This is a genomic window from Streptomyces sp. NPDC021093 (assembly GCF_044333135.1).
Classification (GTDB): Bacteria; Actinomycetota; Actinomycetes; order Streptomycetales; family Streptomycetaceae; genus Streptomyces.
On record NZ_JBIRQJ010000006.1, the window covers coordinates 616,675 to 643,154 of the forward strand.

At 70.4% G+C, this 26,480-nt stretch carries 21 protein-coding genes, 2 tRNA genes and 1 riboswitch; of the genes, 10 read left to right on the top strand and 13 right to left on the bottom strand.

Annotation, left to right across the window (positions count from 1 at the left end; genetic code table 11):
- The first annotated feature begins 92 nt into the window (after nt 1-92).
- A complete protein-coding gene (locus tag ACH4SP_RS21665) occupies nt 93-875 on the top strand; it encodes an IclR family transcriptional regulator (protein ID WP_398417131.1) in 783 nt (260 codons plus the stop codon).
- Between the two features lie 75 nt (nt 876-950).
- Nucleotides 951-1,024: transfer RNA gene (locus tag ACH4SP_RS21670), tRNA-Lys, on the top strand.
- On the opposite strand, the gene rfbB is transcribed toward ACH4SP_RS21670, so the two are convergent.
- A complete protein-coding gene (gene rfbB / locus ACH4SP_RS21675; RefSeq protein WP_398417132.1) occupies nt 990-2,006 on the bottom strand; it encodes a dTDP-glucose 4,6-dehydratase in 1,017 nt (338 codons plus the stop codon). The two genes, ACH4SP_RS21670 and rfbB, sit on opposite strands and share 35 nt — an antisense overlap.
- A 58-nt stretch (nt 2,007-2,064) precedes the next feature.
- On the opposite strand from rfbB, the gene ACH4SP_RS21680 reads away from it, so the two are divergent.
- Nucleotides 2,065-2,601 carry a GNAT family N-acetyltransferase gene (locus tag ACH4SP_RS21680; RefSeq protein ID WP_398417133.1) on the top strand — a complete coding sequence of 179 codons (537 nt, stop codon included), beginning with the start codon at nt 2,065-2,067 and terminating at the stop codon, nt 2,599-2,601.
- Between the two features lie 22 nt (nt 2,602-2,623).
- On the opposite strand, the gene ACH4SP_RS21685 is transcribed toward ACH4SP_RS21680, so the two are convergent.
- The 5 genes from ACH4SP_RS21685 to ACH4SP_RS21705 form a co-directional block, all read right to left on the bottom strand.
- Complete coding sequence (locus ACH4SP_RS21685) at nt 2,624-5,908, bottom strand: amidohydrolase family protein (protein ID WP_398417134.1); 3,285 nt, start codon at nt 5,906-5,908, stop codon at nt 2,624-2,626.
- Between the two features lie 171 nt (nt 5,909-6,079).
- Complete coding sequence (locus ACH4SP_RS21690) at nt 6,080-7,027, bottom strand: SGNH/GDSL hydrolase family protein (protein WP_398417135.1); 948 nt, start codon at nt 7,025-7,027, stop codon at nt 6,080-6,082.
- 208 nt (nt 7,028-7,235) lie between these two features.
- Nucleotides 7,236-7,829, bottom strand: coding sequence for a lytic polysaccharide monooxygenase (locus tag ACH4SP_RS21695; RefSeq protein WP_398417136.1), 594 nt, complete (start codon nt 7,827-7,829; stop codon nt 7,236-7,238).
- Between the two features lie 192 nt (nt 7,830-8,021).
- Complete coding sequence (locus ACH4SP_RS21700) at nt 8,022-9,110, bottom strand: SPFH domain-containing protein (RefSeq protein WP_398417137.1); 1,089 nt, start codon at nt 9,108-9,110, stop codon at nt 8,022-8,024.
- A complete protein-coding gene (locus ACH4SP_RS21705; protein ID WP_398417138.1) occupies nt 9,107-10,207 on the bottom strand; it encodes a peptidoglycan-binding protein in 1,101 nt (366 codons plus the stop codon). The genes ACH4SP_RS21700 and ACH4SP_RS21705 overlap by 4 nt, the downstream gene beginning before the upstream one ends.
- 266 nt (nt 10,208-10,473) lie before the next feature.
- Here ACH4SP_RS21705 and ACH4SP_RS21710 point away from each other — a divergent pair.
- From ACH4SP_RS21710 to ACH4SP_RS21720, 3 genes are all read left to right on the top strand, one after another.
- A tRNA-Lys gene (locus tag ACH4SP_RS21710) sits at nt 10,474-10,547 on the top strand.
- A gap of 429 nt (nt 10,548-10,976) precedes the next feature.
- Nucleotides 10,977-12,959 (top strand): glycosyltransferase family 2 protein, encoded by a 1,983-nt coding sequence (locus tag ACH4SP_RS21715; RefSeq protein WP_398417139.1) that lies wholly within the window; start codon nt 10,977-10,979, stop codon nt 12,957-12,959.
- Entirely contained in the window at nt 12,956-14,890 is a 1,935-nt protein-coding gene (locus ACH4SP_RS21720) for a galactose oxidase-like domain-containing protein (protein ID WP_398417140.1), read from the top strand. Before ACH4SP_RS21715 ends, ACH4SP_RS21720 begins: the two co-directional genes overlap by 4 nt.
- Nucleotides 14,891-14,962: 72 nt before the next feature.
- On the opposite strand, the gene ACH4SP_RS21725 is transcribed toward ACH4SP_RS21720, so the two are convergent.
- Nucleotides 14,963-15,976 carry a glycoside hydrolase family 6 protein gene (locus ACH4SP_RS21725; RefSeq protein WP_398417141.1) on the bottom strand — a complete coding sequence of 338 codons (1,014 nt, stop codon included), beginning with the start codon at nt 15,974-15,976 and terminating at the stop codon, nt 14,963-14,965.
- 325 nt (nt 15,977-16,301) lie between these two features.
- Between ACH4SP_RS21725 and ACH4SP_RS21730 the strand changes: the two genes are divergently transcribed.
- The 4 genes from ACH4SP_RS21730 (at nt 16,302) to ACH4SP_RS21745 (ending at nt 19,474) form a co-directional block, all read left to right on the top strand.
- Complete coding sequence (locus ACH4SP_RS21730; protein WP_398417142.1) at nt 16,302-17,054, top strand: GAF and ANTAR domain-containing protein; 753 nt, start codon at nt 16,302-16,304, stop codon at nt 17,052-17,054.
- A 58-nt stretch (nt 17,055-17,112) separates the two neighbouring features.
- Nucleotides 17,113-17,940 (top strand): GAF and ANTAR domain-containing protein, encoded by an 828-nt coding sequence (locus tag ACH4SP_RS21735; RefSeq protein ID WP_398417143.1) that lies wholly within the window; start codon nt 17,113-17,115, stop codon nt 17,938-17,940.
- 298 nt (nt 17,941-18,238) lie between these two features.
- Nucleotides 18,239-18,401, top strand: a riboswitch (cobalamin riboswitch).
- Between the two features lie 34 nt (nt 18,402-18,435).
- Nucleotides 18,436-18,654, top strand: coding sequence for a CbtB-domain containing protein (locus ACH4SP_RS21740; RefSeq protein ID WP_398417144.1), 219 nt, complete (start codon nt 18,436-18,438; stop codon nt 18,652-18,654).
- A 16-nt stretch (nt 18,655-18,670) separates the two neighbouring features.
- The gene (locus ACH4SP_RS21745) at nt 18,671-19,474 is read left to right on the top strand and encodes a CbtA family protein (protein ID WP_398417145.1); all 804 of its coding nucleotides are present in this window, start codon (nt 18,671-18,673) and stop codon (nt 19,472-19,474) included.
- On the opposite strand, the gene ACH4SP_RS21750 is transcribed toward ACH4SP_RS21745, so the two are convergent.
- The 6 genes from ACH4SP_RS21750 to ACH4SP_RS21775 form a co-directional block, all read right to left on the bottom strand.
- Nucleotides 19,447-20,136: a class F sortase gene (locus ACH4SP_RS21750; RefSeq protein WP_398417146.1), complete on the bottom strand. Its 690-nt coding sequence runs from the start codon at nt 20,134-20,136 to the stop codon at nt 19,447-19,449. The genes ACH4SP_RS21745 and ACH4SP_RS21750 overlap by 28 nt on opposite strands.
- 79 nt (nt 20,137-20,215) lie before the next feature.
- The gene (locus ACH4SP_RS21755) at nt 20,216-20,788 is read right to left on the bottom strand and encodes a hypothetical protein (protein ID WP_398417147.1); all 573 of its coding nucleotides are present in this window, start codon (nt 20,786-20,788) and stop codon (nt 20,216-20,218) included.
- Between the two features lie 104 nt (nt 20,789-20,892).
- Nucleotides 20,893-21,672 (bottom strand): HAD-IIA family hydrolase, encoded by a 780-nt coding sequence (locus ACH4SP_RS21760; protein ID WP_398417148.1) that lies wholly within the window; start codon nt 21,670-21,672, stop codon nt 20,893-20,895.
- A gap of 310 nt (nt 21,673-21,982) precedes the next feature.
- The gene (locus ACH4SP_RS21765; protein ID WP_398417149.1) at nt 21,983-23,494 is read right to left on the bottom strand and encodes an alkaline phosphatase family protein; all 1,512 of its coding nucleotides are present in this window, start codon (nt 23,492-23,494) and stop codon (nt 21,983-21,985) included.
- Nucleotides 23,495-23,600: 106 nt separating this feature from the next.
- Nucleotides 23,601-25,184: an alkaline phosphatase family protein gene (locus tag ACH4SP_RS21770; protein WP_398417150.1), complete on the bottom strand. Its 1,584-nt coding sequence runs from the start codon at nt 25,182-25,184 to the stop codon at nt 23,601-23,603.
- A gap of 225 nt (nt 25,185-25,409) precedes the next feature.
- Complete coding sequence (locus ACH4SP_RS21775) at nt 25,410-26,474, bottom strand: 2-aminoethylphosphonate ABC transporter substrate-binding protein (RefSeq protein ID WP_398417151.1); 1,065 nt, start codon at nt 26,472-26,474, stop codon at nt 25,410-25,412.
- Nucleotides 26,475-26,480 lie beyond the last annotated feature (6 nt).

The window sequence follows — 26,480 nt, forward strand, 5'->3', positions numbered from 1 at the left end:
GGCGCACACGACACGAACGGCGCGACACGAACGGCACGGACCGCACGACGCAGAGCAGAAACGACGCAGCGCAGCAGAGCTAGGGGGAGACCGTGGCGCTGAAGCCCGAGCCGACCACGCCGCAGCCACGGCCGCGACACCCGCAGCACTCGGTGCAGCACGCCCTGCGCGTACTGGAGTCGGTGTCCCGGCACGGTGACGGCGTCACCGACACCCAGCTCGCCCGCGAGACCCGGCTGCCCCCGGCCGAGCTGCGCCCGCTGCTGCTGATGCTGCGCCGCGAGGGGTACGTGGAGCAGGTCGCCGACGGTGCGTACGTGGCGGGTGAGGCGCTGGAGCTCGTCGGGGCGCCCGGCACCACCCGCCGCGAGCTGGTCGAGCTGCGCCTCCAGCAGACCCTGGACCAGCTGCGGGACTCGGTCGGCGCCGCGATCTACCTCGGCCGGTACGTCGACGGGGAGATCAGGGTGACCCGGGTCGCCGAGGGCCCGCTGACCCCGAAGGTCAACGAGTGGGTCGACTTCCGCTCCTCCGCGCACGCCAGCGCGGTGGGAAAGTGCCTGCTCACCCAGCTCGACCGGGACGGCCGCCGCGACCACCTCTCCCGGCACAGGACCGCCCGGCTGACCTCCCGGACGATCACCAGCGAGCGGCTCCTCTTCTCCAAGCTGGACAGCCAGCCGCCGACCGTCCCGGTCCTGGACCTCCAGGAGTACGCACTGGGCACCGTCTGTGCGGCGGTGCCCCTCACGGCGGGCGCGGCAGTGGGCTGTCTCGCCCTGTCGCTGCCGGTCGAGCACGCGCACCGGCTCCGGCAGGCGGCGGACGCGCTGAACCGCCGGGCCACGCCGATGGCGCTGTCGCTCTCGCTGTAATGGCCCGACTACCCCCCGTCGCAGGCGTACCTGGTCGCGAGCACCCCCTCGGACCAGGTACGATTTACGAGTCAAGCGCCGCTAGCTCAGTTGGTTAGAGCAGCTGACTCTTAATCAGCGGGTCCGGGGTTCGAGTCCCTGGCGGCGCACAGACGAAGGAAGGCCCCCGAGCGAAAGCCCGGGGGCTTTCTTCTCTTTCCCCCGGTACCACTCCACCGTCTCCGCCAGCCCCTGGGCGAACGGCACCTGCGGCGCGTACCCCAGCTCCTCGCGGATGCGGGTGTCGTCCAGCGCGTACCGCAGGTCGTGCCCCTTCCGGTCGGCGACGTGCTCCACCAGACCGGCCGGTGCACCCGTCAGCTCCACCAGCATGTCGGTCAGCCGGAGGTTGGTGAGGGCGTTTCCGGTGCCGACGTTGTAGACCCGGCCCGCCGTGCCCTTGGTGAGGACCAGGTGGACGGCGCGGCAGTGGTCCTCGACGTGCAGCCACTCGCGGACGTTCTCGCCCGAGCCGTACACGGGGACGGGGCGGCCCGCGAGGAGCAGTGCCGTGAAGCGCGGGATCAGCTTCTCGGCGTGCTGGTGGGGGCCGTAGTTGTTGGAGCAGCGGGTGGTGCGGACGTCCAGGCCGTGGGTGCGCCAGTAGGAGCGGGCGATCAGGTCGGCGCCCGCCTTGGACGCGGCGTACGGGGAGTTCGGGGCGAGCGGGGATTCCTCGGTCCAGGTGCCCTCGGCGATCGACCCGTAGACCTCGTCGGTCGAGACGTGCACGACGGGGCCGACGCCGGTGCGCACGCACGCTTCAAGGAGGTTCTGGGTGCCCTCGACGTTCGTACGGACGAAGGCCCCCGCACCGGCGATGGACCGGTCGACGTGCGACTCGGCCGCGAAGTGCGCGACGGCGTCGTGCCCCGGCAGCAGGTCCAGGAGCAGCGGCAGGTCACAGACGTCGCCGTGGACGAAGTCCAGGCGGGGGTGGTCCAGCGGCAGGTTGTCGGTGTTGCCGGCGTAGGTGAGCAGGTCGAGGACGGTCACCCGGGCGTTCTCGTGGCCGGGCAGACGGCCGTCGAGGAGCATGCGGACGTACGACGAGCCGATGAAACCGGCACCGCCGGTGACGAGGATCTTCACCCGCCGAACCGTACCGTTCGGCCTGCCCCGGGAGGCCCCCGCCACTACCCTCACTGGGATGACGGACGATCCCACCCTCCCCATATCCCTCCGCCCGGCGACCGAGGACGATCTGCCGATGCTGGAGTCCTTCCTCGCCGACCCGCAGGCCGTCGGACCGTTCCAGTGGAAGGGCTGGAGCGATCCCGGGGTGTGGCGGCGGCGCTGGGCGGAGTGCCGGCTGCTCGACGGGGTGAGCAACATCCTGATCGTGCACGAGGGCGACACCAGGTGTGGCCTGGTCGGCTGGCGCAGGGAGCGCACCGCGGGCACCTCGCACTGCTGGAACATGGGCGCCCAGCTCCTCCCGTCCGCCACCGGCCGGGGCATCGGCACCAGGGCCCAGCTCCTCCTGGTGCACAGCCTGTTCGAGAGCGACCCGATCCCCAGGATCGAGGCGGACACCGAGGTGACCAACGTCGCGGAGCGGCGCTCCCTGGAGAAGTGCGGCTTCACCCAGGAGGGCGTGATGCGCTCGCGCGCCTTCCGGGCGGGGGCCTGGCGGGACATCGCGCGGTACTCGATCCTGCGCGACGACCCGCTGCCGCCCCTGTAGGACGCCACCCCCGGCGGAGCCCTCAGCAGCAGCCGCCCTCGCGCATCAGTGCCGTCACGGCCGCCCAGTCGCCGCCGGGGGCTTCGGAGCGTGTGCGTGCTCCCGCGGTGGCCTTCTTCTCGTACGCCGCTTCCAGCCCTGCCCGTTCGTGGACGCGTCCGCCGACGAGTACGCCTGTGATGTTCACCAGGTCGTCGAAGTCGGTGAGCGGGTTGCCGTCGACGAGGGTCAGGTCGGCGATCTTGCCGCGTTCCACCGTGCCCAACTCCCCTGCTGCTCCGAAGAGTTCGGCGGGCGAGGTGGTGACCGAGCGCAGTGCCTCCGCCGGCGTGAAGCCGCTGCGGACCATCGCCCGCAGCACCACGTGCAGGGTCAGCCCGACCGCGGTGATCGGGGTGTCGGTGCCGATCGCCATGCGGCCGCCGTCGTCCACGAGCTTCCGGTACGTGTCCATCTCGCGCCGCAGTGCGAGCCGTTCGGTGGCGGTCGGGGTCCTGGCGGCCGCCGCGCGGACCGACGCCGCGTCCCAGGGCGGCATCATGGCCGTCACCCTCGGGTCGTCGGCCAGGGCGGGGAAGTCGCCGATGAGGGGGGAGGCGACGAAGGGCGTGGCCAGGAGCTTCAGGCCGCCGCGCGTGTAGTGGGCGAGGGTGTCCTGGTAGGTGAAGCCCTCGCTGGTGGCGCCGTGTCCGCGGTCGGCGCGTTCGGTGGCGACGAGGTGGCTGGTCAGGTCCTCGCCGCTCTGCAGGCCCTGCGAGACGAGGTGCGAGCCGGAGAGGACGCCGAGGCGTTCGTGGCCGAACCGGGCGGCCTGTTCCATGGACGCCATCGGGGCGCGCACGTACGTCTTGACGAAGTCCCAGTCCAGGGCCGCCCCGCGGGCGAGCGACCGCCGCAGGCCCTCCTCGGTGCGGTGGGCGCGGCCCATGCTGTAGGCGACGCGCGGCCCGTCGAGGAGTTCGCCGGTGCTGAGGAGGCGCGGTCCGGCGAGGTGCCCGGAGACGATGGCCTCCCGGATGCGGGCCTGTTCGTAACTGAAACCGGCGAGCGAGACGGTGGTGGTGATGCCGTACGCGAGGGAGACCGAGGTCTGGCGGGCGCCGTAGGTGTACTGCCAGGGGTGGGTGTGTGCGTCCCAGAGGCCGGGGAGGACGGTCTGCCGGGAGGCGTCGACGTGGCGGGCGGCGCGCCGTCCGGTCCGGTGCGGTTCGACGGCGGTGATGCGGCCGTCGCGGATCAGGATGTCGACGTCGGTGCGCAGCCGGCCGTCGGCGGCCGTGCCGTCCCAGAGGCGGCCCGCGTGGACGACGGTGTCGACGGGGGTGGAGCGGCGGAGGTCGAGGCGGACGGGGATCTCCCGGCCGGGGCCTCCGGCACCGGAACCCTTCCCGTCGGCGCCCGTGCGGTCGGGACCCTTCCCGTCGGCGCCCGTGCGGTCGGGACCCTTCCCGTCGGCGTCCGTCGCGTCGAGGGTGGTCAGCCGCACCCTGCCCTCCGCCAGGTAGAGCAGCGTCCGTGAGTCCGCCGCCCAACTCGGGTGGTCCGCACCGGACTTGGAGACCGGGCGCGCCTCGCCCGCCGGGCTTCCGTCCGCCCCCACCGGCAGCACCCACAGCGCGGACTCGCTGACGCACGCCAGCCACTTCCCGTCCGGCGACCAGGCGGGTCCCGACGCGTACCGGTCGGAGAGCGAGGCGAAGGGGGCGAAGGGGTGCAGGGCCGAGGCGCCGGTGGTCGTGTCGACGACCCGGATGAGGTTGTAGCCCTCGCGGTAGCGGAAGTTGAGCCGGTTGCGGTCGCAGTAGGCGACGTGGCGGCCGTCCGGGGACCAGCTCGGCGGGCCCGGCAGTCCGCCGCCGCCGAGCGGGGTGGCGAGCACCTTCTCGGTGCCTGCGGCCAGGTCCCGTACGACCAGTCCTCCCGCCATGTCGATGCAGGCCAGTCGCTTGCCGTCCGGGGACAGCGCGGGGTGCGTGCGCCCGCCGCCCGCCAGCAACTCGTCTTTGCCGGTATCGAGTTCGAGGCGGCGCACCCCGTTCAGGCCCTCGCGGTCGTCGACGTAAAGGAGCCAGTGTCCGTCGCGGCTGAAGGACGGGCCCTGGAGGTAGCTGGTCGGTGTTCCGCGCACCAGCCGTCTGGGCTTCACATGCCCCGAAGTCGGCTGGATCCAGAGTGAGTTGAGGGCGACGAACGCGAAGGAGCGCCCGTCGGGAGCGAGCACCGGCTGCTGGATGCCGCGCACCCTGCGGGCCCGCCGCGGCTCCAGTTCGTACTTCTTGACCCGGTACGAGGGCCGGTCGACCGGCAGCGTCGCGTCGAAGTCGACGACCTGTCCGGTGCTCGCGCGGTGCGGGCGGACGATCTGGAAGCGGCCGTCGAGGGTGACCAGCAGCCGCTCGTCGTCGAGCCAGCGCGGCGGCGAGTCGGCGAGCGAGCCGTCGACCGGGGCCTGCGTGCCGTCGACGACCAGGGCGATGGGTTCGTACCGCTGGCCCGTGGTCGTGGTGCGCAGCCAGGCGGTGCGGCCGGCCGGGGAGACGGAGGGGGTGAGGAGGTTGCCGGGCGGGGCGGTGTCCGGTTCGGCGTGGACGACGGTGACGGGGCCGCTTCCGTCGGCGGCGACGGCGGCGATCGTACGGGACTTGAGGGTGGTGCCGTCGACGGTGCCCCTGACGAACAGGACCCGGGCGCCGTCGGGGCTCCAGGTGGGGTCGAAGTCCTCCCAGGGCTTGGTCTGCCCGGGGCCCGGCTGGTCCGCCAGGCCGGTGATCCTGGCCAGTTTCCCGGTGCGCACGTCGACGGTCCAGATGCGGTACGGGCTGCCCTTGACCGGGTCGCCGCCGCGCTCGGAGGAGAACGCGATGCGGGTGCCGTCCGGCGACCAGGCGGGGGCCCGGTCGTCCCACGCGCCGTCGGTGAGGCGGCGCAGCCCCGAGCCGTCCGTGTTCATCACCCACACGTGGAACTGGCCGCCGCGGAAGGCCGCCATCGCGACCTGACGGCCGTCGGGTGACAGGACGGGCCGGTTGGGTTCGAGGTCGGGCGGGGTCAGGGCGGTGGCGGGCCCGCCGTCCTCACCGAAGGACCACAGGACGTTGTGGACCTCGGCGACGTAGCGGCCCGCGTGGCCGCTGCCCGCACCGTTGGTGGCGGTGGTCAGGCGCAGCAGCCGCTTGCCGGGTGCGGCACCGGGGACGGCGCCGGGGGCAGGGGCGGGAGCCGCCAGGGCCTGGGCCGCCGCCCCGCCGCCCACGGCGACGGTGGCGGCCGTGACGGTGGCGGCCTGAAGGAAGGTGCGGCGCGGCATGGACGGCAAGGTGCTCCCCCTGGGTTCTCACAGCTGGGCACGAACCCCACCAGGAAACCGCCGACCGCCCCGCCCCGTCCACGCCAACGCGCCCACTCCGTCACATTCCGGCCGACAATTCACGCTCTCGCAACGCGAGTTGACACCGGGGCAGTCGACCGGCCGATGCGGTCAGCCCCTGCGGACCGCCGCCAGCACCGACGCCGCCTGGTGGTCGGCGCCGAGGCGGTTCGGGTGGAACGGCACGGCGAGGCCCGGCGGGTTCGTCGAGATCGGCAGGACGCCCTCGACCCACTTGGTGCCGGAGGCCTGGCAGACGTCGTGTCCCGTGCTGCCGCTGTACGTGTCGACCAGTTCGACGCCCGTCTCGGCGGCGACCTCGGCGAGCATCCCGTTCAGCTCCGCCAGCCGGGCGCCGAACCACTTCAGGTCCTCGTCGTACATCTGGACGTACGGGAAGCAGCCGCGGTCGGGGACGGCCCCGGCGAGGTAGTCCACCAGCAGGATCCGCGCCTTCGGGGAACGGGACCTGATGGACCGGACGGCCGCGGTGACCAATGGCCGCGACTCGGCGATGCGCTTCGACATGAGGTCGGTGCCGTCGGGGGCCGTCCACTTCGGTTTGCAGGAGACGCCGAGCGGCTTGGGCAGCACGTTGATGCAGCCGGTGACCGCGCCCGCGAGCCCGGCGTCGTTGCCGCCGATGCCGAGGGTGACCAGGTCGGTGGTGGGCGTGAGGCGGTCGAACTGGGGGGCGTTGGTGCCCGTCGCGACCGGCGGGAAGAGGTTGACGTCCTGCGCGGCGGTGAGGTGTGCGGTGGTCGCGGCCCCGCAGGTGGCGTCCCGGAAGCCGGGGATCGAGAGCGCCTTCGCGACCTGCTTGGGGTAGTTCCAGCTGCTCTGCGCACAGCCGCTGGGCGCGTGCGTCGAGTCGATGCCGGTGATGGTGACGTCGGCGGACCAGGAGTCGCCGAGCGAGACGTACTCCTTGTACTGCGGCGACGTGCGCTGCTGCGGCGCGTCGGCGGCGTGGGCGGCGGAGACGGTGGGGACGGTCAGCGCGCAGGCGGTGAGGGCGGTGGTGGCGGCAGCGGCGAGCAGACTACGTGCGGATCTCACGGGGAACCTCCGGTGCGGCGGAAGGAACAGCGACGGCGAACGGCGACGGCGAAGGGCGAACGAGAAGGTGAACGAGGTTCAACTTTGTTGTCCCGTACGTATTCAGACACCGGCGCGCGCTCTTTCTCCGCACCCCGCCTACGGATTCACCCATACGGAGTGAGCCGCCCCGTCGGCGCCGGGGCGGCTCACTTTCCTTGCGGGAGGGTCAGAACTTGACGTCCGAGCACGCGTAGAACGCGTTGGCCGTGTCGTACACGTTCCACACCGCCAGCACGACGTGCTTGCCCGACTTGCCGCCGGGGATCGTTCCCTGGTGGGTCAGTGTCGCGGGCGGCTGCTGGCCGCCGAACGGCACGTTCAGGAACGGCTGCGGGTCGAGCGAGGCCCGGGTGAGCGGCTTGGTCGGGTCCCAGCCCTGCTTGGTGATGTAGTACCGGAAGTCCGACGTGCGGTGACGCGCGGTGAACTGCCAGCGGAACGAGTAACTCTGACCCGAACTCACCTGAGTGGCGGGCCAGTTGCCGCCGCGCGGGTCGTCGAGCTGCGCAAAGCCGCCGTTGCCGCCGGAACATATCTTTCCGTCGGCGGGTCCTGACGCCGGGAAGCCCTTGGGGCCCTCGACGCTCTGCGGCTCCCACTGGATGGAACCGCAGCCGGTGACCGTGCCGTTGGCGCAGAGCTTCTGGCGGCTGATCGGGGAATCGGTGTAGCCGTGGCTGCTGGCACTGCCGGTGGCGAGCACGGTGCTGCCCGCTATCGCGAGGCCGACGACCGCAGCACTCATTGCCTTTTTTCGCATGCTTTGCTCCAGGAGAACGTGGGGGAGTTCGTCGAACTGCGAGCTGTGCCGGCACAGGCACGCCTGGGTAGGGCGCACGGTGAAGCGGTGAAGCGGTGGAGTTGAACTTCCGGTCTAGACCAAGACACAATGTAGGGACGGCAGTTGAACATGTCCAGACCAATGTCCAACGTTAAAAAGACTTAAGGAACCTCACCTCCCCCCGAGGTAGGCAACCGTCAACTCCCGCACCAGCGCCTTGCGTTCGTAGTCGTCCAGCTCTCCCACCAGCCCGCGCGCGGTCAGCCTTCGCACCGTGTCCTCCACCGCGTCGACCACCGAGGCCAGCGCCCGGTCCCGGTCCTTGGCCTCCAGGGCGGCGAGGTTCCGGCGGCGCATCGCCTCGGCGACCTCGGGCGCGTACTCGATCCGTACCGGCTGCACCGAGAAGACCTCGATCCCGGCCGCCGCCGTCCGCTCCGCCACCTCCCGGGTCAGCGCGTCCCCGACCGCTGCCGTGTCCCGCAGCGTCCGCGTCCCGCCGCTGTCCGCCGCGGCGGACAGCGCGTCCACCGGCAGCCGGGACAGCACCCGCGCGAGACCCGCCTCGACCTGTCCGCGCAGATACCCCGTGTGGTCGGCCACCGTGAGCGTCGCCCGCGCCGTGTCCGCGACCCGCCACACCACGAGGACGACGACCCTCAGCGCGATCCCGTTCCGGTCCACGGTCGCCAACGGCTCGCTCCGCCAGTGCTTCAGCCGTACGTCCACCCGCCGGCGCACCAGCAGCGGGCTCAGCCACACCAGACCGGTCCGCCGCACGCTCCCCCGGTACGCCCCGAAGAGCGTGAGCACCGACGCGTACCCCTCCCGCCCCCGCGCCAGACCGCCGAACGCACACAGCCCCACCGTCACCAGAGCGGCGAGCGCCCCCCATCCCGCGGTCCCGATCCCGTCGTACGTACGCACCGGCAGCCCGAGCAGCACCCGCAGCGGCCCCGGCACGAGGCCCACCCACCACAGCACCGCCCCGCACCCGGCCACCGCACCGAGCCCGGCGATCACGGCCGCCCAACCCGGCCCGGCGGGTCCCGGCCGCTCGACGGGACCCTGCGGAACAGGAGTGGGGACGGGAACGGCGGTCACCTTCCGCTGCTCGCCCGTCCCCTTGCGCCGTCCGACGACCGTCGCCCCGGACGGCACGGACGAGACCCCGGTCTCGTCGCGGAAGAGGAGGTGCACGGGGATCTCGGTCGTCGACTCGTTCCTGATCACGGGATGGCGCACCACGGGTTCGTTCATCGCTGGGCCCCCTGCGTCGATTCCGTCGTTCCGGGCGCTCCGGGCGTTCCGGGCGCTCCGGGCGCTCCGGGCGCTCCGGGTGCTCCGGCCGGGAACAGCCGGCGCCAGGTCTCCGGCCCCGGATAGCCGTCCGCCGCCTTGCCCCGCCAGCCCTGGGCCTGCTGGAACGCCTCGACGTTGCGCCGGTCCGCCTCGCTCCAGCGCGGTCCGGGACCCACCGTGTAGTGCTTGCCGAACCCCCTCTGCACCAGCCGCCGCCCCAGCTGCTCCACGTACGCACTGGACTGCCCCGGCCGGAAGTGCCGCGCGCCCGGGAACACGGCCGCACCCGGCGCGCCCTGGACGGAGGTGCCGCCGGCCAGTCCCTTGTACCGGTAGCCCACATAGCGGTCGGCGTTGTTCCAGTAGCCGATCGGGGTGGCCTGTCTGCGGGTCTTCGGCCGGGTCTGCTCGTACGCGAGGTAGTGGCCGCGGGTGTAGTCCGTCCAGCCGCCGAAGATCGTCACGTGCGAGCCGTCGTGCGGGTCGGCCGTGTTGTGGAAGAGGAGGATGTCGCCGGGCTCCAGCTGGTCACGGCTCACCTTCACCCCGTAGTCGGCGAGGCTGCCGGTCCACTCGTTGCCGCTGAGCCCCCAGGCCATCGAGACGTACCCGGAGCAGTCCTGCCGGTACCCGTCCGTCCAGAACTTGTCCATGCTGTACGGGACCCCGGCCGCGACCCACTTCTTGGCCCGGTTGATGATGTCGGCCCGGGAGGCGGGCCTGAGCTTCGGCGCCGCGGCGACCCCGCCGGGCCCCGGCGCACCCGCCGCGCCCGGCCCTTCCGGTCCGCCGGGGGCTCCGGGGCCCCCGTGCAGCGGAGCCGTCCGCCCCTGCGGCGCGGGAACGTCCAGCTGCTCGTCCCCCTCCTTCTCCTCGCCCTCCCCCTCCGCCTCCGCACGCACTTCGAGACGCACCTCGACGCTCACTTCGAACCCGTGGTGAGCACCGTGGTGGGCACTATGGTCGTGGTACCTCTCCCCCTCCGGACCGCGGTCCGCCGCCCCTGCCGCTCCCCCGCCGCCCAGCACCACCCCGGCGGCGGTGACCAGCAGCACGGCCCGGCGTGCGCCGTGCGCCGCCGCGTGACCTCCGTCACGTACCGCGAGAGACCTCGTCCTGCGAACCCGGCGCTGGGCAGCACATCCGGCACAGGGGCAGTCGGCTGCGGGCTGAATCTCCTGGAACTCGATCACGGCCACAGTGTCCCAACTGCCCGGACATAACGCATCTTGACGGTACGAATTATTAGCAAGCAGACATCACGGGCGACCACTGGTTCAAACCACTCCCGAGCGTCCGGTAGAGTTATCCGAGTCAGCAGGCGCCGCTAGCTCAGTTGGTTAGAGCAGCTGACTCTTAATCAGCGGGTCCGGGGTTCGAGTCCCTGGCGGCGCACGCGCAACCGAGACCCTTCCACCACCGGTGGGAGGGTCTCGGTCATTCCCACGGTTCCGGGCCCTCCCCGGAACCGCCCCGGGACTCCGGCTCCCCTGCGATCAGCGACCCTTGCGATCACATGAAGAGTCGGGGAACCTATCCTGGAGCCCGTGGCTCCAAAGGGGCGGACGGTTCGACGAGTTGAGGCTCGGACGGCCGACGAGGGGACGGCCGGGCCATGCGGGGTGCGTCAGCACCCCAAGGGGTGGGGGCCCCTATCACCGATTGATCTCGGGACGGGCATCATGCAACCGGAAGGTTGCCGTCCTGTGTCTGTGGTGGTGGCGGGCCGACCATTGATGCGTTCGGGACGGTCGAGGGGGACCGCCAGCGAGCGACCAGACCTACGAACACACGCAGCCAGCCTTGCGTGCGGGGGGATGACTCATGACGTCGACGCCGAGCGGCGCCGGGCAGTACCACGACCCTACCCACGACCCCACCCAGACGACGCAGCTCCGGGTCCCCCCGCAGCCGGCGTCCGACGGCCAGGGTCGCCGAAAGCAGAAGGCGCTGCCCAGGTACGACTACGAGCACTACAGCCGGCTGGCGGGACCGCTGACCCAGCCGGACCCCAGCAAGCCGTACAAGGTCCAGTACCGGTCGCTGATCTCCCAGGAGCCGCACCGCATCAGAGCGGCCCTGCTGCTCGGTGCCGCGCCGCTGCTCTCGCTCGGCCTGTTCATCTGGCTGATGCAGCCGAGCCACTGGACCGACCGCGACCCGAACCTGCAGGACGACCTGCTGCGGGTGCTCGACGTCGTCATGCTGGTGTCGATCGGTCTGATCGAGCTCTTCCGCACGCTGAACGTGCTCTCCAACGCGCACGCCACGCTCGTCGCCCGTGACCCGATCCCGGTCGTCCCCGAGACCGGCACCCGGGTCGCCTTCATGACCTCCTTCGTGCCCGGCAAGGAGCCGCTGGAGATGGTCACCAAGACCCTGGAGGCGGCCGTCAAGATCCGCCACCGGGGTCTGCTGCACATCTGGCTGCTCGACGAGGGCGACGACCCGGCCGTCAAGGCCGTCTGCGAACGCCTGGGCGTGCACCACTTCTCCCGCAAGGGCATCGCGAAGTGGAACCAGAAGAAGGGCCCGCACCGCGCGAAGACCAAGCACGGCAACTACAACGCCTGGCTGGACGCGCACGGTGACGACTACGACTACTTCGCCTCGGTCGACACCGACCACATCCCGCTCCCGAACTACCTGGAGCGCATGCTCGGCTACTTCCGCGACCCGAACATCGGCTTCGTCATCGGCCCGCAGGTCTACGGCAACTACGACACCTTCGTCACGAAGGCCGCCGAGTCGCAGCAGTTCCTCTTCCACGCCCTGATCCAGCGCGCGGGCAACCGCTACGGCGCCCCCATGTTCGTGGGCACGTCCAACGCCGTGCGCATCAAGGCGCTGAAGCAGATCGGCGGTCTGTACGACTCGATCACCGAGGACATGGCGACGGGCTTCGAGATCCACCGCGCCAAGAACCCGGCCACCGGCAAGAAGTGGCGCTCGGTCTACACCCCGGACGTGCTGGCCGTCGGCGAGGGCCCGACCGCGTGGACCGACTTCTTCACCCAGCAGCTGCGCTGGTCGCGCGGTACGTACGAGACGATCCTCAAGCAGTACTGGAAGGGCTGGGGCACGCTGCCCCCGGGCAAGCTCTTCAACTACACGATGATGATCATCTTCTACCCGATGTCCGCCATGAACTGGATCCTGGCCGCGCTCTCCTGCGCGCTGTTCCTGGGCATGGGCGCCTCGGGTGTCCAGATCGACCCGGTCATCTGGATGATGCTGTACGGCAACGCCTCCGCGCTCCAGATCGGCCTCTACATCTGGAACCGCCGCCACAACGTCTCGCCGCACGAGCCCGAGGGCTCCGGCGGTCTGGCCGGCATGGCGATGTCCGCGCTCTCGGCGCCGATCTACGCGCGCTCGCTGTTCGACGCCGCGCTGCGCCGCAAGTCCAGCTTCGTCGTGACGCCCAAGGGCGACTCGTCCAGCCCGGACACGCTCTTCGGCACCTTCCGGATCCACCTGTTCTTCATCGTGATCTTCGGCGGGTCCATCGCGGCCTCGTACTTCCTGGGCCACTCGCACCCCGCGATGGTCACCTGGGCCACGCTCGCCCTGCTGATCACGGCGGCGCCGATCATCGTCTGGCGCCTCGGCATGCGGGACGAGAAGAAGAACGGCAAGCCGGGACCGCAGCAGGGACCCGGCTCCGCCGGCGGCGCCCCGGAGTACGACGAGCAGGCCGCCTACCCCGGGCAGCACCCCGAGGGCCACGTCCCGCAGCAGAAGCCGAGCTGGGCCGCGGCCGACCAGACCATGCAGATCTCTTCCCTTGGGGGACGTAAGAAATGAGTTTCCGTCCGAGCCGCCGGGCCAAACGTCTGTCGATCACGGCCGCGGTGGTTGTTGCTCTGGCGGCGTTCAACGGGCCCGCGCTGTACCGCTTCGGGTCGGAGCAGTACCACGAGTACAAGATCAACCGTCCCGAGTACAAAGCGGAGAACGGCCACTGGGACTTCCTCGACGTCCCGACGGACAAGAAGATCAACACGATCCACTCGGCGCTGCTGCACACCGGCAAGGTGCTGATGATCGCGGGCTCCGGCAACAACCAGAAGAACTTCGACGCGGGCAAGTTCGAGTCGATCCTCTGGGACCCCAAGGCCAACACGTACAAGATGATCCCGACGCCGAAGGACATGTTCTGCTCGGGTCACGCGCAGCTGCCCGACGGCAAGCTGCTGGTCGCGGGCGGTACGAAGCGGTACGAGAAGCTTGAGGGCGACGTCACCAAGGCCGGCGGCCTGATGGTGGTCCACAACGAGAACCCGGACAAGCCGATCACGCTGCCCGCGGGCACCGTCTTCACCGGCAAGAAGAACGGCAAGACGTACGTCACCAAGGACCCGGTCCTCGTCGAGAAGGCCAAGAAGGTCTTCGACAAGAGCACCGGGAAGTTCCTGCGCAACGACCCGGGTCTCGGCCGCATCTACGTCGAGGCCAAGCAGTCGGGCAAGCAGTACGAGTCGGGCACCGAGGACAACTACACGATCGCCGGTCTGAAGTCGGTCGACGCCCGCAACACGTACGGCATCGCCCAGAAGCTGGCCCTGGACAAGAAGGACTTCCAGGGCATCCGGGAGGCGTACGAGTTCGACCCCGAGTCGGAGAAGTACGTCACGGTCGACCCGATGAACGAGGCGCGCTGGTACCCGTCGCTGACCACGCTCAAGGACGGCAAGGTCCTGGCGACCTCCGGTCTCGACGAGATCGGCCAGATCGTCCCGGGCAAGGACGAGATCTACAACCCGAAGACGAAGACCTGGAAGTACACGGGCTTCGAGCGGCGGCTGCCGACCTACCCGTCGCTGTTCCTCCTGGACGACGGCAAGCTCTTCTACTCGGGCTCCAACGCCGGTTACGGCCCGGCCGACGTCGGCCGTGACCCCGGCATCTGGAACCTCGACAACAACAGCTTCAAGAAGATCCCGGGCATGAGCGACCCGGATCAGCTGGAGACCTCGGCCTCGGTCATGCTGCCGCCCGCGCAGGACCAGAAGTTCATGGTCATCGGCGGTGGCGGCGTCGGCGAGTCCGAGAAGTCCTCGGAGAAGACCCGGCTGGTCGACACCAAGATGCCCAACCCGGCCTTCAAGGACGGTCCCTCGCTCGACAAGGGCACCCGCTACCCCAGCGCCTCGCTGATGCCGGACGACACGGTGCTGGTCACCGGCGGCTCCGAGGACTACCGCGGGCGCAGCGACTCCAACATCCGCGAGGCCCGTACGTACGACCCGAAGTCCAACCAGTTCAAGCGGCTCGCGGACCCGAACGTGGGGCGCAACTACCACTCGGGCTCGGTGCTGCTGCCGGACGGACGGGTCATGGTCGCGGGTTCCGACTCGCTCTACTCGGACAAGGCCAACACCCGGCCCGGCGTCTTCGAGCAGCGCATCGAGATCTACACCCCGCCGTACCTCTACCGCGACTCGCGGCCCAAGCTCACCGAGGGGCCGAAGAAGATCGAACGGGGCGGCTCCGGCACCTTCAAGACGCAGCACGCGGCGTCGATCAAGACGGCGAAGCTGATGCGGCCGAGCTCCGTCACGCACATGACGGACATGGACCAGCGCAGCATCGCCCTGGAGGTCAAGAAGACGGCCGACGGCATCACGGTCACCGTCCCGACGAACCGGGCACTGGTGCCCTCAGGGCACTACATGCTGTTCGTGACGGACGACCAGGGCACGCCTTCCGAGGCGGTCTGGGTCGAGGTCCCGTAGCCACGGCACTGAGCACATGAGTAAGGGGCGCCCTCCTTGGAGGGCGCCCCTTACTTTTATGCCGTACGCGGCCTACTTGGCGTTCTTCGCCAGCTCCAGCGCGTAGTCCGCGAACCAGCGGCCGGCCTGCGGGCCGCCCTTGCACTCGCCGTCGGACTCACCGGGGCGCTTGACCCACAGGAAGGCGTGCACCTGCTCGTCGCCGGTGTTGGTGGTGGGCGCCTCGCCGAGCGCCCGGCCGGGCGGGTTGCACCAGGGGTCCTTGAGGCCCTTCTGCTGGACGGGCCCGTTGCCGTTGCGGCTGGTGTCGATGACGAACGGCTTGTTGCCGACCTTCGCGGAGAGCTCCTTGCCGTACTTCTTGCTCTCCTCGGTGGTGTAGAAGTTCGACACGTTCACCGAGAAGCCGTCGGCCGCCTCGACGCCCGACCACTTCAGCGGCTCGAAGATCTGGTCCGGCTTGCCCCAGCCCGCGTTGCCCGCGTCCAGGTAGACCTTGGTCTTCGGCTGCTTCTTCAGCGTCTTGATGGCGCCCTTGAGGAGGTCGTAACGCTCCTCGTGGAACTTCTCCGGGGTGCAGTTGTCGACCATGTGCAGCACCGCGTCCGGCTCCAGGACCACGGTGGCCGGGCGGTCGCCGATGCCCTCGGCGACCTCCTTGATGAAGGCGCGGTAGGCGTTGCCGTCGGCGGCGCCGCCGCCGGAGAAGTTGCCGCAGTCGCGGTGCGGGATGTTGTAGACGACCAGGATCGCCTCGCGGTCGGCCTGGGCGGCGGCCTCGGTGAAGCCCTTGGCCTGCTCCTTGGCGTTCTCCGGGATCAGCCACTCGCCGGCCGGCTGCTGGGCGATCTTCTTGATCAGCTCCTGCTTGCCCGAGTCGCCCTCGTCGGCGAGCGCCTTGGCCGCCTTGGCGTCCGGGTTGACCCAGTACGGGTCGTCGCCCTTGGGCAGCTGGGACACCGGCGGTTTCTTCCCCGCGGTCCCGCCGTCGCCCCCTTCGCCCGAAGTGCAGCCCGTCAGGAGCAGCGCGGCGCCCACCGCGACCGCTCCCACCGCTCGCACACGTCCGCTGTAACTGCCGTACATCGACTCCCCCTTGGGCGCCTTGGCGAAAACCGACCTTCTCGAAGCCTCTCGAAGGTGACCGTCTCGAAGATGAAAGAAGTTCCGAGGCAACCCCCCTGGCGCCCCTGCCCGGACAGATCCGGTCGAATCCAATCCTGACACACCGGCGCCCTGCCCCACGAGGCGTGCCCTGCTTCGTGGAGAACCTGTTGCACCGCGTTCGGCCAGCCTGTTCCTGGGCAGCCGGATACGATGAGGCGCTCCGGCGGTCACACTTCGGACGTCTTTGCGGCACACTTCCATCACACTCTGCAGTACCCCGCTCAGCACACCTCGGGAGGAGGGCGTGGTCACCACCCGCATGACCGCCCTGCTCGACGAACTGGCGGTCCGCCGCACAGCCGGACTCGACGGGTCCTTCGCCCGCCACTGCGCCGAGGTTCTGGGCGTGGACGGGCTGGCCGTCACGCTCTCCGGCGGCGCCTCCGCGCTGCAGCACAGCGGCGGTGAACCCGTGTGGTTCTCCGGTCCTGCGGACGTCGCGCTGGAGGATCTCCAGTTCACGCTCGGCGAGGGTCCCGGTACGGATGCGCTGCGCACCGGCCGGCTCGTCCTGGAGGGCGATCTGGACCTGGTTTCCCGGGAGCGCTGGCCCGGCTTCCTGCCCGGCGCGGAGAAGCTCGGGGTGCGGGCGGTGTTCTCCGTACCGCTGCAGATCGGCGCGATCCTGGTGGGGGTGCTCACCTGCAGGCGGGCCGGGCCAGGACCGCTGGACCAGCGGTCGATCGCCGACCTGCTGGTGTTCTCCGACGCGCTGACCCTGACCCTGCTGGGCAGTACGGAGCCCGAGGATCCCGGTGCCGGCAACTGGCTGGCGATCGACGCGTCGCTGTACCGGGCGGAGGTGCACCAGGCCACCGGAATGATCTCGGTACGGCTGGGAGTGCCCCCGGCGGCGGCCCTGGTACGGCTGCGGGCATATGCGTACGCCGCCGATGAGCCCATCCTGGAAGTAGCCAGGGACGTCGTGGCACGGCGACTGCGTTTCACCCCGGACGGAGCACTGCGCGACGGCGACGGATCGGAAACGGCACGATGACTCTTGGGAAGCGCTCCGGGCGCCCCACTCGGCAGCACGACAGATGTAGGTGACAGGCATGGACAGCACCGTGCGCGAACAGAAGATCGCGACGGCCTTCGTCGAGCTCGCCGACACCCTGGTCGACGACTTCGACGTGATCGAATTCCTCCAGCGGCTGGCCGCCCGCTGCGTGGAGCTGCTCGACGTGTCGGCCGCCGGGCTGATGCTGGTCAACCAGCACGGCCAGCTGCAGACCGCCGCGTCGTCCGACGAACGCGCCTGGCTGCTGGACCTGTTGGAGATCCAGCATCAGGAGGGCCCCTGCCTGGACTGCTTCCGCGGCCGTACGGCCGTCCTGCCGGTCGCCCTGGACACCCCGGAGACCCTGGAGCGCTGGCCGGTGTTCGCGCCGCGCGCCCGGGAGTACGGCTTCCACACCACGTACGCGATCCCGCTGCGGCTGCGCGACACGGTGATCGGCGCCCTGAACCTGTTCGCCACCACGCCCCACCTGAAGCTGGGCCCCGGCGACGTCGAACTGGCACAGGCCCTCGCGGACGCCGCGACCATCGGCATCCTCCAGCAGCGCACCATCCGGCAGAACGAACTGCTCGCCGGGCAGCTCCAGACGGCGCTGACCAACCGGGTGCGCCTGGAGCAGGCCAAGGGGATGCTGGCCGAGCGGTGGGCGATCTCGGTGGACGAGGCGTTCACCGAGCTGCGGTCGTATGCCCGACGGAGTCAGCTGGCGCTGTCGGAGGTGGCGCTGGAGCTCGTCCTGGGGACGCTGGACTCGGCGGAGATCCGTAGGAAACCCCCTGCGGAGTCCCGTACGAAATCCCGCGGGGGGTCCCCCGCGAAGCGCCTCAGCAAGGACAAGAGCGAAGAAAAGGGTTCCCGCTGACGCTGCGGTGACCACAAGAGTGACACCCGCAGCTACTTTGCCGTGACATTGCGTCAATTGCGCTATGGAGAACGGCGCTTGACCGCTCTAGAGTGGTGATGCGGCCCCAGCCCCCGGCCCGTATTCCGAGTTGGTTTTCCCAGAACCTCCCGCGACGGCGCCGGGCTTCTCCCGCAGTTCGTGCGCGCGCGGTCGAGGACCAGCCCGGCCGACGGCTCCGGGGGGAGCGAGCAGTCGGCCGGGCCAGGTACCTTCGCGCGCCCCTGGGTCATCTCGCACGCCCCCCTGGGGCATATTGACAGTGCACAGCCAGGCTGGGACTCTCCGGAGGACAACTCCACACTTCGAGGCGACGGTGGACAGGAACTCCGGTGCGATTCCGGGGCGGTCCCGCCACTGTGACCACAGCTGCCGCATGCGGCCGTGGGAGTCAGGAACTGACCCGTCGTCCTCCTGCTTTGGGGCGTGGAAACCCCAGAAGGAGGCTCACCCGACATGTCCGCGTCTGCCCAGCAGTCCGTACAGACCACCGACCTGGCGTCCGCGACGACCCGCACCCGGGATCTGCTGATCCTGGCCGCCGCCGTGATCGTCGCACTGATCGCGCTGTACGCCGTGTTCATGGACAACGGCCACATCATCTCCGCGACCGGCAGCTACCTGCACGAGTTCTCGCACGACGGCCGGCACCTCTTCGGTGCCCCTTGCCACTGATCGGGGCCGTACGCACATGAGCAACCCCACTCTCACCCTGCTCGGCCGCGGTCTCGCGGCGGGCGGGGTCGCAGGCCTGGTCACGGGCCTCTTCTCACTCCTCCTCGCCGAGCCGGTGATGGACCGGGCGATCGTCCTCGAAGAGGCGCGCTCGGCCAAGGCGGAGGCGGCCGAGCACGCCCACGCGGCGGCGGGCGCCGTAGCCGAGCACCACGAGGAACTCTTCTCCCGCTCCCAGCAGCACTTCGGCCTGGTCGTCACGGCCGTGATCGCGGGCCTGGCCATGGGCGCGCTGTTCGCGGTCGCCTACGCGCTGGTGCACCGTCGGACCGGTTTCCTGGTACGGGCCTGGCCGCGTGCCCTCGCGTTCTGTGCCGCGGCGTTCGTCGCGGTCGCGCTGCTGCCGGGGCTGCGTTACCCGGCCGCGCCGCCCGGCGTCGGCGACGCCAACACCGTCGGCGAACGCCAGACGCTGTGGCTGGCCGCCGTGGTCATCTCGATCCTGGGCATGCTGCTGGCCTGGCAGCTCTACGTGCGCCTGGCGGGCAAGGCGGAGCCGGTGCGGCACGGCGCGGTGTTCCTGACCGGGGCGGCCACTCTCGCCGTCCTGTTCCTGCTGCCCGGCAATCCGGATGAAGTCCCCGTACCGGCAACGCTGTTGTGGGACTTCCGGGTGCTGTCGCTCGGGTCGCAGCTGCTGCTGTGGGCCGTGTTCGCCGCGGTCTTCGGCGGACTGGGGCTGCGTGCCGCGAAGCGGGCCGGTTCACCCGCCCCCGCTCAGGCCGCACCCGCTCAGGACGTGGCGGCCGCCGGGGCCTGAGTGACGCCCGTCAGATAGGCGGAGACGACCACATTGGCCGTGTAGGAGCGGGCGTTGTGGTCGTACGTACCGCCGCAGGTGATCAGCCGCAGTTCGGCGCGGCCGTCCTCGCGCGGTCCGTACACCTTCTTCGCGTCGAACTTGTCCCGGCTGAAGACCTGGACGTCCTCGACGGTGAACTCGGTGACCGTTCCGTCCGCCCCGGTGATCTTGACCTGTTCGCCGGGACGGGCGGAGCTGAGGCCGTAGAACACGGCCGGCTTGCTCCTGGTGTCGACGTGCCCCACGAGCAGTGCGACTCCGCTCGCTCCGGGACGGGTGCCGTCGCGGTACCAGCCGACCTCGCGCGGCTGCTCGTACGGCGGCGGGTCGACCGCGCCCCCTGCGTCGAGCCCGCGCGCGCTGACCGGCGCCCTGATGCCGAGCGAGGGGACGTCGAGACGGCCGGGGCGGACGCCCGCGAACGGTTCGTGCGCGTCGGGCAGTTCGACCTGCAGCAGTGGGCGTCCCACCGCGGCCACGTCACCGGTGGTCGGGGCGGAGTTGCCGCCCGCGCCGTCGGTGAGGTCGCGGCCCCACAGCCACAGTCCGAGGAGCAGCACCGCCCAGGCGATGCCGGTGAGCATCCGGCCTTTGCCGGAAGCGGGGTGGTCGGTGCCCATGGTGGTGTGCTCCCTTCGTTCTTCGCGCGGGTCCGTTGTGGCTGGTCGCGCAGTTCCCCGCGCCCCTACAGGGCGCCCTCTAGTGCGAGGTGTTGCGGCGGCGGCGCACCGAGCGGCCGGCGATGGCGACGGCTGCCGCACCCGCGAGGCCGAGGCCGATCAGGGTGTGCGAGGTGCCGGGGCCGTCGGACTCGGCGGCCAGGGCGGTGCCGCCGCCGCCCGCGCGGACGGGAGCGGTCGGTTCGGTCCTGTGGTGGACGACGGTGACGTTGCCGCTGGCGTTGCCCGCGCCGTCCTCGCACTTGACGGTGATGCCGTAGTCGCGGCCCTGGGCGTCGGAGCGGATGCGCGCCTCGGCGAACAGGCCGCCGTCGGCGGCGGGGTTGAAGTACGCGGGCGAGGAGAACGCCTCCGACGTGCCGACGGCCTTCTTGCCGCCGCACACGCTGACCCGCAGATCCACCTCCCCGCCGGCCGCGATGGTGGACGGGGTGACGGTGACGCTGCCGTGGGACTCTTCGTTCTCGGCCACGGCGGCCGGCACGGGGAAGGCCGGTGGGACGGCCGGTACTGCGGCAAGGGCGGCGGGCGCGGGGACGAGTACCGCCGCGAGTACCGCACCCGCACACAGAGTGAGCTGCGATGAGCGCATGGTGAACCTCCTGGTACTCCGAAGATTCACCCGGACGTGAGGTTCCGCATCCGCAGGGGCCCGTCACTGCGCCGTACGGGCCCCTGCGGTCCCCCTGCGCGCTGTCAGATGCGCTCGACCAGGTCCGCGATCGAGTCGACGACGGTGGACGGCCGGAACGGGTACGTGTCGATGTCGTCCTTGCCGGTCAGCCCGGTGAGCACCAGGAACGTCTCCATGCCCGCCTCCAGGCCCGCCAGCACGTCGGTGTCCATCCGGTCGCCGATCATCGCGCTGGTCTCGGAGTGCGCGCCGATGGCGTTGAGGCCGGTGCGCATCATCAGCGGGTTGGGCTTGCCCGCGAAGTACGGCTTCTTGCCGGTCGCCTTGGTGATCAGCGCGGCAACCGCACCGGTGGCGGGCAGCGGGCCCTCGGCGGAGGGCCCGGTCTCGTCGGGGTTGGTGCAGATGAAGCGGGCGCCCCCGTTGATCAGCCGGATCGCCTTGGTGAGGGCCTCGAAGGAGTACGTCCGGGTCTCGCCGAGGACGACGTAGTCCGGCTTGTGGTCCGTGAGCACGTACCCGATGTCGTGCAGCGCGGTGGTCAGACCGGCCTCGCCGATGACGTACGCGGTGCCGCCGGGGCGCTGGTCGTCCAGGAACCGGGCGGTGGCGAGCGCGGAGGTCCAGATGTTCTCGACCGGCACGTCCAGGCCCATCCGGGCGAGGCGTGCGTGCAGGTCACGGGCGGTGTAGATGGAGTTGTTGGTGAGCACCAGGAAGGGCTTGCCGGTGTCCCGGAGCTTCTTGATGAAGGCGTCGGCGCCGGGGATCGGGACGCCCTCGTGGATGAGGACCCCGTCCATGTCGGTGAGCCAGGATTCGATCGGCTTGCGCTCTGCCATCTGGTGGGACTCCCGCCGTACGTACACATGAAGACAAGGGGCGCGCACAACCCTGTGCACGCCCCCAGCCTAGGGTCTGTCCGGCGGATCGGGCCGCACAGGAAATGACCTCGACCTCTTCTCCGCGGCTGAGCGGGGTCTGGTGCGTGCAGATGCAAGGCGGAGGATTGAGGCGACGCGGAGCGTCGTCGATTGACGACAACGCCGAGGGGGTCCCCCCTGGTCCTTAAGACCTTGGGGGCGTGCGTGCCAGGGCACGCGACCGCGGCAGGATCCGCCGGACAGACCCTAGTGTCAGGCGGCGTCAATCTCAGGCGGTGATGTTGACGCCGTCGATCGTCCAGTACCAGTTGTTGCCGCCGGTGTAGCGGAAACGGACCTGGGCGGTGGTGGCGCCGGCCGGGACCTGGAGGGGGATCGTCTCGACCCGGGACGAGGCGTTCGCCGTGTACGTCTTCACGGAGACCGGTGCCCCTCCCCCGTACGAGACGAGGACCTCGGCCTTCTGCGGGGCCTCGTGCCGGTAGTACGAGGTGTACGTCAGCGTGGCGGCCTGGCCGGCCCGCACCGGGAACGCCGGGCTGACCAGCGTTGAGTCGAACGTCCCGGTGACGGCCCTGTCGCTCCACTCGTCGCCGTCGCACACCGCGAAGACGCCCCGGGCGCGGACGTTGAGCTCGCGTTCCTGGCCCTTCTCGGCCTTGGTCCAGAACTCGTCGGTGGTGAAGGACCAGCCGCGCCACTCGGTGACGCCGCCGGTGCCCATCCTGGAGTTGTCGACCGACCAGCCCGCGGGTGCGACGTGCGTGAAGCCGAGGACGTCGGCGCCGATGCCGGTCTCGTCGACGGCCTTCTGGAGCGTGCCGCGCAGCGAGTCGAAGGGATCGGTGACGGGCTGCTGCACGGCCCGTCCGTCGAGCTTCCACGCCGGGTCGATGCCGACGCCGAGGTGGACGAGGGCGGAGACGGCGACGTCCGGCATCTTCACGTCGTACCGGGTGACACCGGCGGGCAGCCCGGCCCCGGTGGCGATCAGGAAGGTCTGGCGCTCGTCCCACGAGTTGCCGCCGTGGCCGCCGGTCGCGGTGTGCCCGTGGTCGGCGGTGATCATGACGAGCCAGTCCTCGTTCCCGTACGTGGCACGGGACTTGACGGCGGCGAGGATCTCGCCGACCTGGGTGTCGACGCCGTGCAGCGCGTCGAGGTACGCCTGGCTGGCGTTGCCGCTCGCGTGGCCGGCGTGGTCGACGTTGTCGAGGTGGACGAAGACCGCGTCGACGTCCGCCTTGACCCTGGCGACCGCGCGCTTCGTCGTGCCCACGTCGTACTCGGCCGCCGGGGTGGAGACGCGCTCGTCGACCTTCGCGGAGAAGATGACGTCGGTGACCGGGTTCCAGGACGCCACCGCGTACGTCTTGAGTGCGGGATTCGCGGTCTCGGCGCGGGTCAGGAAGTCGGGGTAGGCGGCGAAGTCGGCGCCGGTGAACTCGTTGTTGACGACCTTGTGCTTGTCCGGCCAGACACCGGTGATCAGCGTGGACCAGCCGGGGCCCGAACTCGTCGGCGCCATCGGGTTGCTGTAGAGGGCGGAGGGCGCGGTGACACCGGCGGCCATGAGCGCGTCCAGGTTCGGTGCGTCGGCGTCCTTGATGCGGCGGATCATCGCCCCGTCGAGCCCGATGACGAGGACCTTCGGGGTCCTGGCCGCGCGGGCCTGCCGCTCGGCGGCGGAGGCCCGGGTGGCGGAGGCGAGGGGGCCCGCCGCGGTGGCGACGGCGGCGGCGCCGAGGAGGACGGCGCGGCGCGAGATGCCAGAGGACATGTCTTTACTCCAGGAGGCAGGTGGTGCGTGGGACGGGGGAACCGTGCACCGGCCCCGGGCCGCGTGGGGCGCCCCGGGGCCGTACTTTCCTCAATGAGCCGTGGGATCAGCCGAGTTGGACGTCGTCCACGGCCCAGTACCAGTTGTTGCGGGCGTCCCGCAGCCGGAACTTGACCCGGACGGTGCGGGCGCCCTGGGGCACGGGGAGCGTGAACTTCTCGGCGGCGTTCTCCGCGTCGGCCGCGTAGTTCTTGACCAGCTGGTCGGCGGCCCCGTCGAAGGACACCAGGACGTCACCGCGCTGCGGCCCGTCCTGGAGGTAGTGGGTGAAGTACGTCAGCGTGACCGAGGACTTGCGGGAGACGCGGTACGCGGGCGAGACGAGCGTCGAGTCGAACTCGCCGGTCGAGGTCGGGCTGCCCTTGTCGTCCCACTCGTCGGGGTCGGCGACGGCGATGACACCGCGCCCCCGGGTGAACTGCTCCCGGCCCTGGCCCTTGTCCGCCCGGGTCCAGAACTCGTCGGTCGTCAGCGTCCAGCCGCGCCACTCCGCGACACCGCCCTCCGGCATCCGCGAGTTGTCGATGCTCCAGCCACCGGCCGGGCCGTGCGTGAAGCCGAGCACGCCGGCCGGGGTGCCGGTCTCGTCGACCGCGGGTTTCAGCAGTCCGTACGAGGCGTCGAAGCCGTCCGCGGAGGGCCGCTGGAGGGGGCGCCCGTCCAGGCCCCACGCGGGGTCGGGGGTGATGCCGAGCGCGTGGAGGACGGTGGCGACGGTGTCCACGTGGCGGCCGTTGACCGGCTTGGCACCGGCCGGGATGCCGGGGCCCTGGGCGATCGTGAAGACGCGGCGCTCCTCGATGGAGGGGCCGCCGTGGCCGCCCGCGTCGGCGTGCCCGTGGTCGGTGGTGAGGAGGATCGTCCAGCGCTCGCGGTGGTAGCTCTTGCGCCCCTTGATCGCGGCGAGCATCCGGCCGACGTAGCCGTCCATGACGTCGATCTGTTCCAGGTACTTCGGGCTCATGGCACCGGAGTCGTGGCCGACGATGTCGCTCTGGCCGAAGTAGATGAAACAGACGTCGGGGTTCTGGTCCCGCAGGATCGTCTCGGCGGCCGCCGCGATGGTCGCGTCGTGCTGCACGTATCCGTCGGCGTCGCCGTCCAGGGCGATCTTGGCGCTGGCTCCCGCGGTGACGGTGCCCTCGGCGTCCAGGGGCTTCCAGTCGACGGCGGCGAAGGTGGAGAGGTCCGGGCGGACCTGGCGGAGGCGGGCGAGGAAGCCGGGGTAGGCGGCGTAGTCCTTGCCCTTGAAGCTGTTGTCGACCACTCCGTGCTTGTCGGGCCAGACACCGGTGGAGACGGTGGACCAGCCGGGGCCCGAGGAGGTCTGCGCGGCCGGCGGGGCGTACAGCAGGCTGGTCGCGAACGTACCGCGTGCCATCAGGGACTTGAAGGTGGGCGCCTTGGCGGCCTGGATGCGGTCGTGGCGCAGACCGTCCATGCCGACGACGAGGACCTTGTTTCTGCTGGTGCCGTTGGGGAGCTTGGGCACTTCGGCTGCTGCTGCGGCGGCGGGGCCGGGGGCGGGGGCGGCCTGAGCTGCACCGGCCAGGCCCCCCGACACGGCGGCGGCCGCTGCGGCGGTGGCGGTTCCGGCGAGCACGGTACGGCGTGACATACCTCGGGGCATGACGGTCCTCCGACGGGAACGGGGCTTGAGAACGAGGCTGTGGAGGCGAGGCTGTGGAGACGAGGCTGCTGAGATCGAGGCGCACAAGAATCTGGACCAGACCCGTTACCTTTGCGTGATAACAGTGACTGGTCCAGACCCTCGCAGTGAACCTTGGCCGAATGGTTACCGACAGGTGTCGGACTGACGTCCGCCGGGCACAACTCAGCTTCTCCCGCGCCGAGTTCAGCTTCCGGTGGCGGTCTTCCAGGCGTCGACGTAACCCTTGAGGTTCTTGTCGATGTCGGCCCAGTCCGGCTGGAAGACGTCAACTCCGTCGAGCAGCTTGGTGAGTTCGATGGCGTTCGCGTCGGTGGGCTTCACGTCGCCGCGGGCCGGGAAGCCGCCGCCGACGGAGCTGACCTCCTTCTGCGCCTCCTCGGCGAGCATGAAGTCGAGGAGCTTCTTGCCGTTCTCGGTGTGCGGGGCCTTGTTGACGAGCCCGGCGGCGTACGGCAGCGCGAAGGTGGTGGGCTTGCCGCCGGCCTTCGCGGGGAACCAGATACCCAGGTTCGGGGCGGACTTGGACTGCGCGAAGTTCATCTGCACATCGCCGTTGGCCACCAGGATCTCGCCCTTGTCGACCTTGGGCGCGAGCTTGGAGGTGGAGGAGGACGGGCCGACGTTGTTGGCCTGGAGCTTCTTCAGGTACGCCATGGCGGCGTCCTTGCCGCCGAGGTCGTGCATCGCCTTGATGACGACGGCCGTGCCGTCGCCCGCCACGCCCGGCGTCGAGTACTGGATCTTCCCCTTGTACTTGGCGTCCAGCAGCTCTTCCCAGGTCTTGGGGGTGTCGCCGGGCAGCTCCTTCTTGTTCTTGATGAACCCGAAGTAGTTGTTGACGACCGAGGTCCACTTGCCCTCGCCGGACTTGTCGCCGCCCTTCACCTGGTCGGAGCCGGCCGGCTCGTACTTCTGGAGCAGTCCCTTGGAGTCGGCCTGCTGGATGAAGGGCGGGAGCGTGACGAGGACGTCGGCCTGCGTGTTGGACTTCTCGCGGACGGCGCGCTGCACCATCTCGCCGGAGCCGCCCTCCACGTACTTGACCTTGATGCCGGTCTTCTTCTCGAAGTCCTTGAAGACCTTGTCGTACCAGCCGTCGCCCTTCTCGCCCTTGAGGCCGTCGGCGCTGTAGACGGTGACGATCTTCTCGTCGGCCGATGCGGCGGACGACCCGCCGCAGGCGGAGAGGGAACCGGCGAGGACGAGGCTGCCGGTGAGGGCGGCGAGCGGCTTGAGGGTGCGCTGCATGACGTT

What these genes read in the sequence shown, in the direction of transcription:
- ACH4SP_RS21680 (WP_398417133.1), top strand. Translation starts at nt 2,065, where the DNA reads ATGACGGACGATCCCACCCTCCCCATATCCCTCCGCCCGGCGACCGAG.
- ACH4SP_RS21685 (WP_398417134.1), bottom strand. Translation starts at nt 5,908, where the DNA reads ATGCCGCGCCGCACCTTCCTTCAGGCCGCCACCGTCACGGCCGCCACC.
- ACH4SP_RS21695 (WP_398417136.1), bottom strand. Translation starts at nt 7,829, where the DNA reads ATGCGAAAAAAGGCAATGAGTGCTGCGGTCGTCGGCCTCGCGATAGCG.
- ACH4SP_RS21700 (WP_398417137.1), bottom strand. Translation starts at nt 9,110, where the DNA reads ATGAACGAACCCGTGGTGCGCCATCCCGTGATCAGGAACGAGTCGACG.
- ACH4SP_RS21715 (WP_398417139.1), top strand. Translation starts at nt 10,977, where the DNA reads ATGACGTCGACGCCGAGCGGCGCCGGGCAGTACCACGACCCTACCCAC.
- ACH4SP_RS21720 (WP_398417140.1), top strand. Translation starts at nt 12,956, where the DNA reads ATGAGTTTCCGTCCGAGCCGCCGGGCCAAACGTCTGTCGATCACGGCC.
- ACH4SP_RS21725 (WP_398417141.1), bottom strand. Translation starts at nt 15,976, where the DNA reads ATGTACGGCAGTTACAGCGGACGTGTGCGAGCGGTGGGAGCGGTCGCG.
- ACH4SP_RS21735 (WP_398417143.1), top strand. Translation starts at nt 17,113, where the DNA reads ATGGACAGCACCGTGCGCGAACAGAAGATCGCGACGGCCTTCGTCGAG.
- ACH4SP_RS21740 (WP_398417144.1), top strand. Translation starts at nt 18,436, where the DNA reads ATGTCCGCGTCTGCCCAGCAGTCCGTACAGACCACCGACCTGGCGTCC.
- ACH4SP_RS21745 (WP_398417145.1), top strand. Translation starts at nt 18,671, where the DNA reads ATGAGCAACCCCACTCTCACCCTGCTCGGCCGCGGTCTCGCGGCGGGC.
- ACH4SP_RS21750 (WP_398417146.1), bottom strand. Translation starts at nt 20,136, where the DNA reads ATGGGCACCGACCACCCCGCTTCCGGCAAAGGCCGGATGCTCACCGGC.
- ACH4SP_RS21755 (WP_398417147.1), bottom strand. Translation starts at nt 20,788, where the DNA reads ATGCGCTCATCGCAGCTCACTCTGTGTGCGGGTGCGGTACTCGCGGCG.
- ACH4SP_RS21760 (WP_398417148.1), bottom strand. Translation starts at nt 21,672, where the DNA reads ATGGCAGAGCGCAAGCCGATCGAATCCTGGCTCACCGACATGGACGGG.
- ACH4SP_RS21765 (WP_398417149.1), bottom strand. Translation starts at nt 23,494, where the DNA reads ATGTCCTCTGGCATCTCGCGCCGCGCCGTCCTCCTCGGCGCCGCCGCC.
- ACH4SP_RS21770 (WP_398417150.1), bottom strand. Translation starts at nt 25,184, where the DNA reads ATGCCCCGAGGTATGTCACGCCGTACCGTGCTCGCCGGAACCGCCACC.
- ACH4SP_RS21775 (WP_398417151.1), bottom strand. Translation starts at nt 26,474, where the DNA reads ATGCAGCGCACCCTCAAGCCGCTCGCCGCCCTCACCGGCAGCCTCGTC.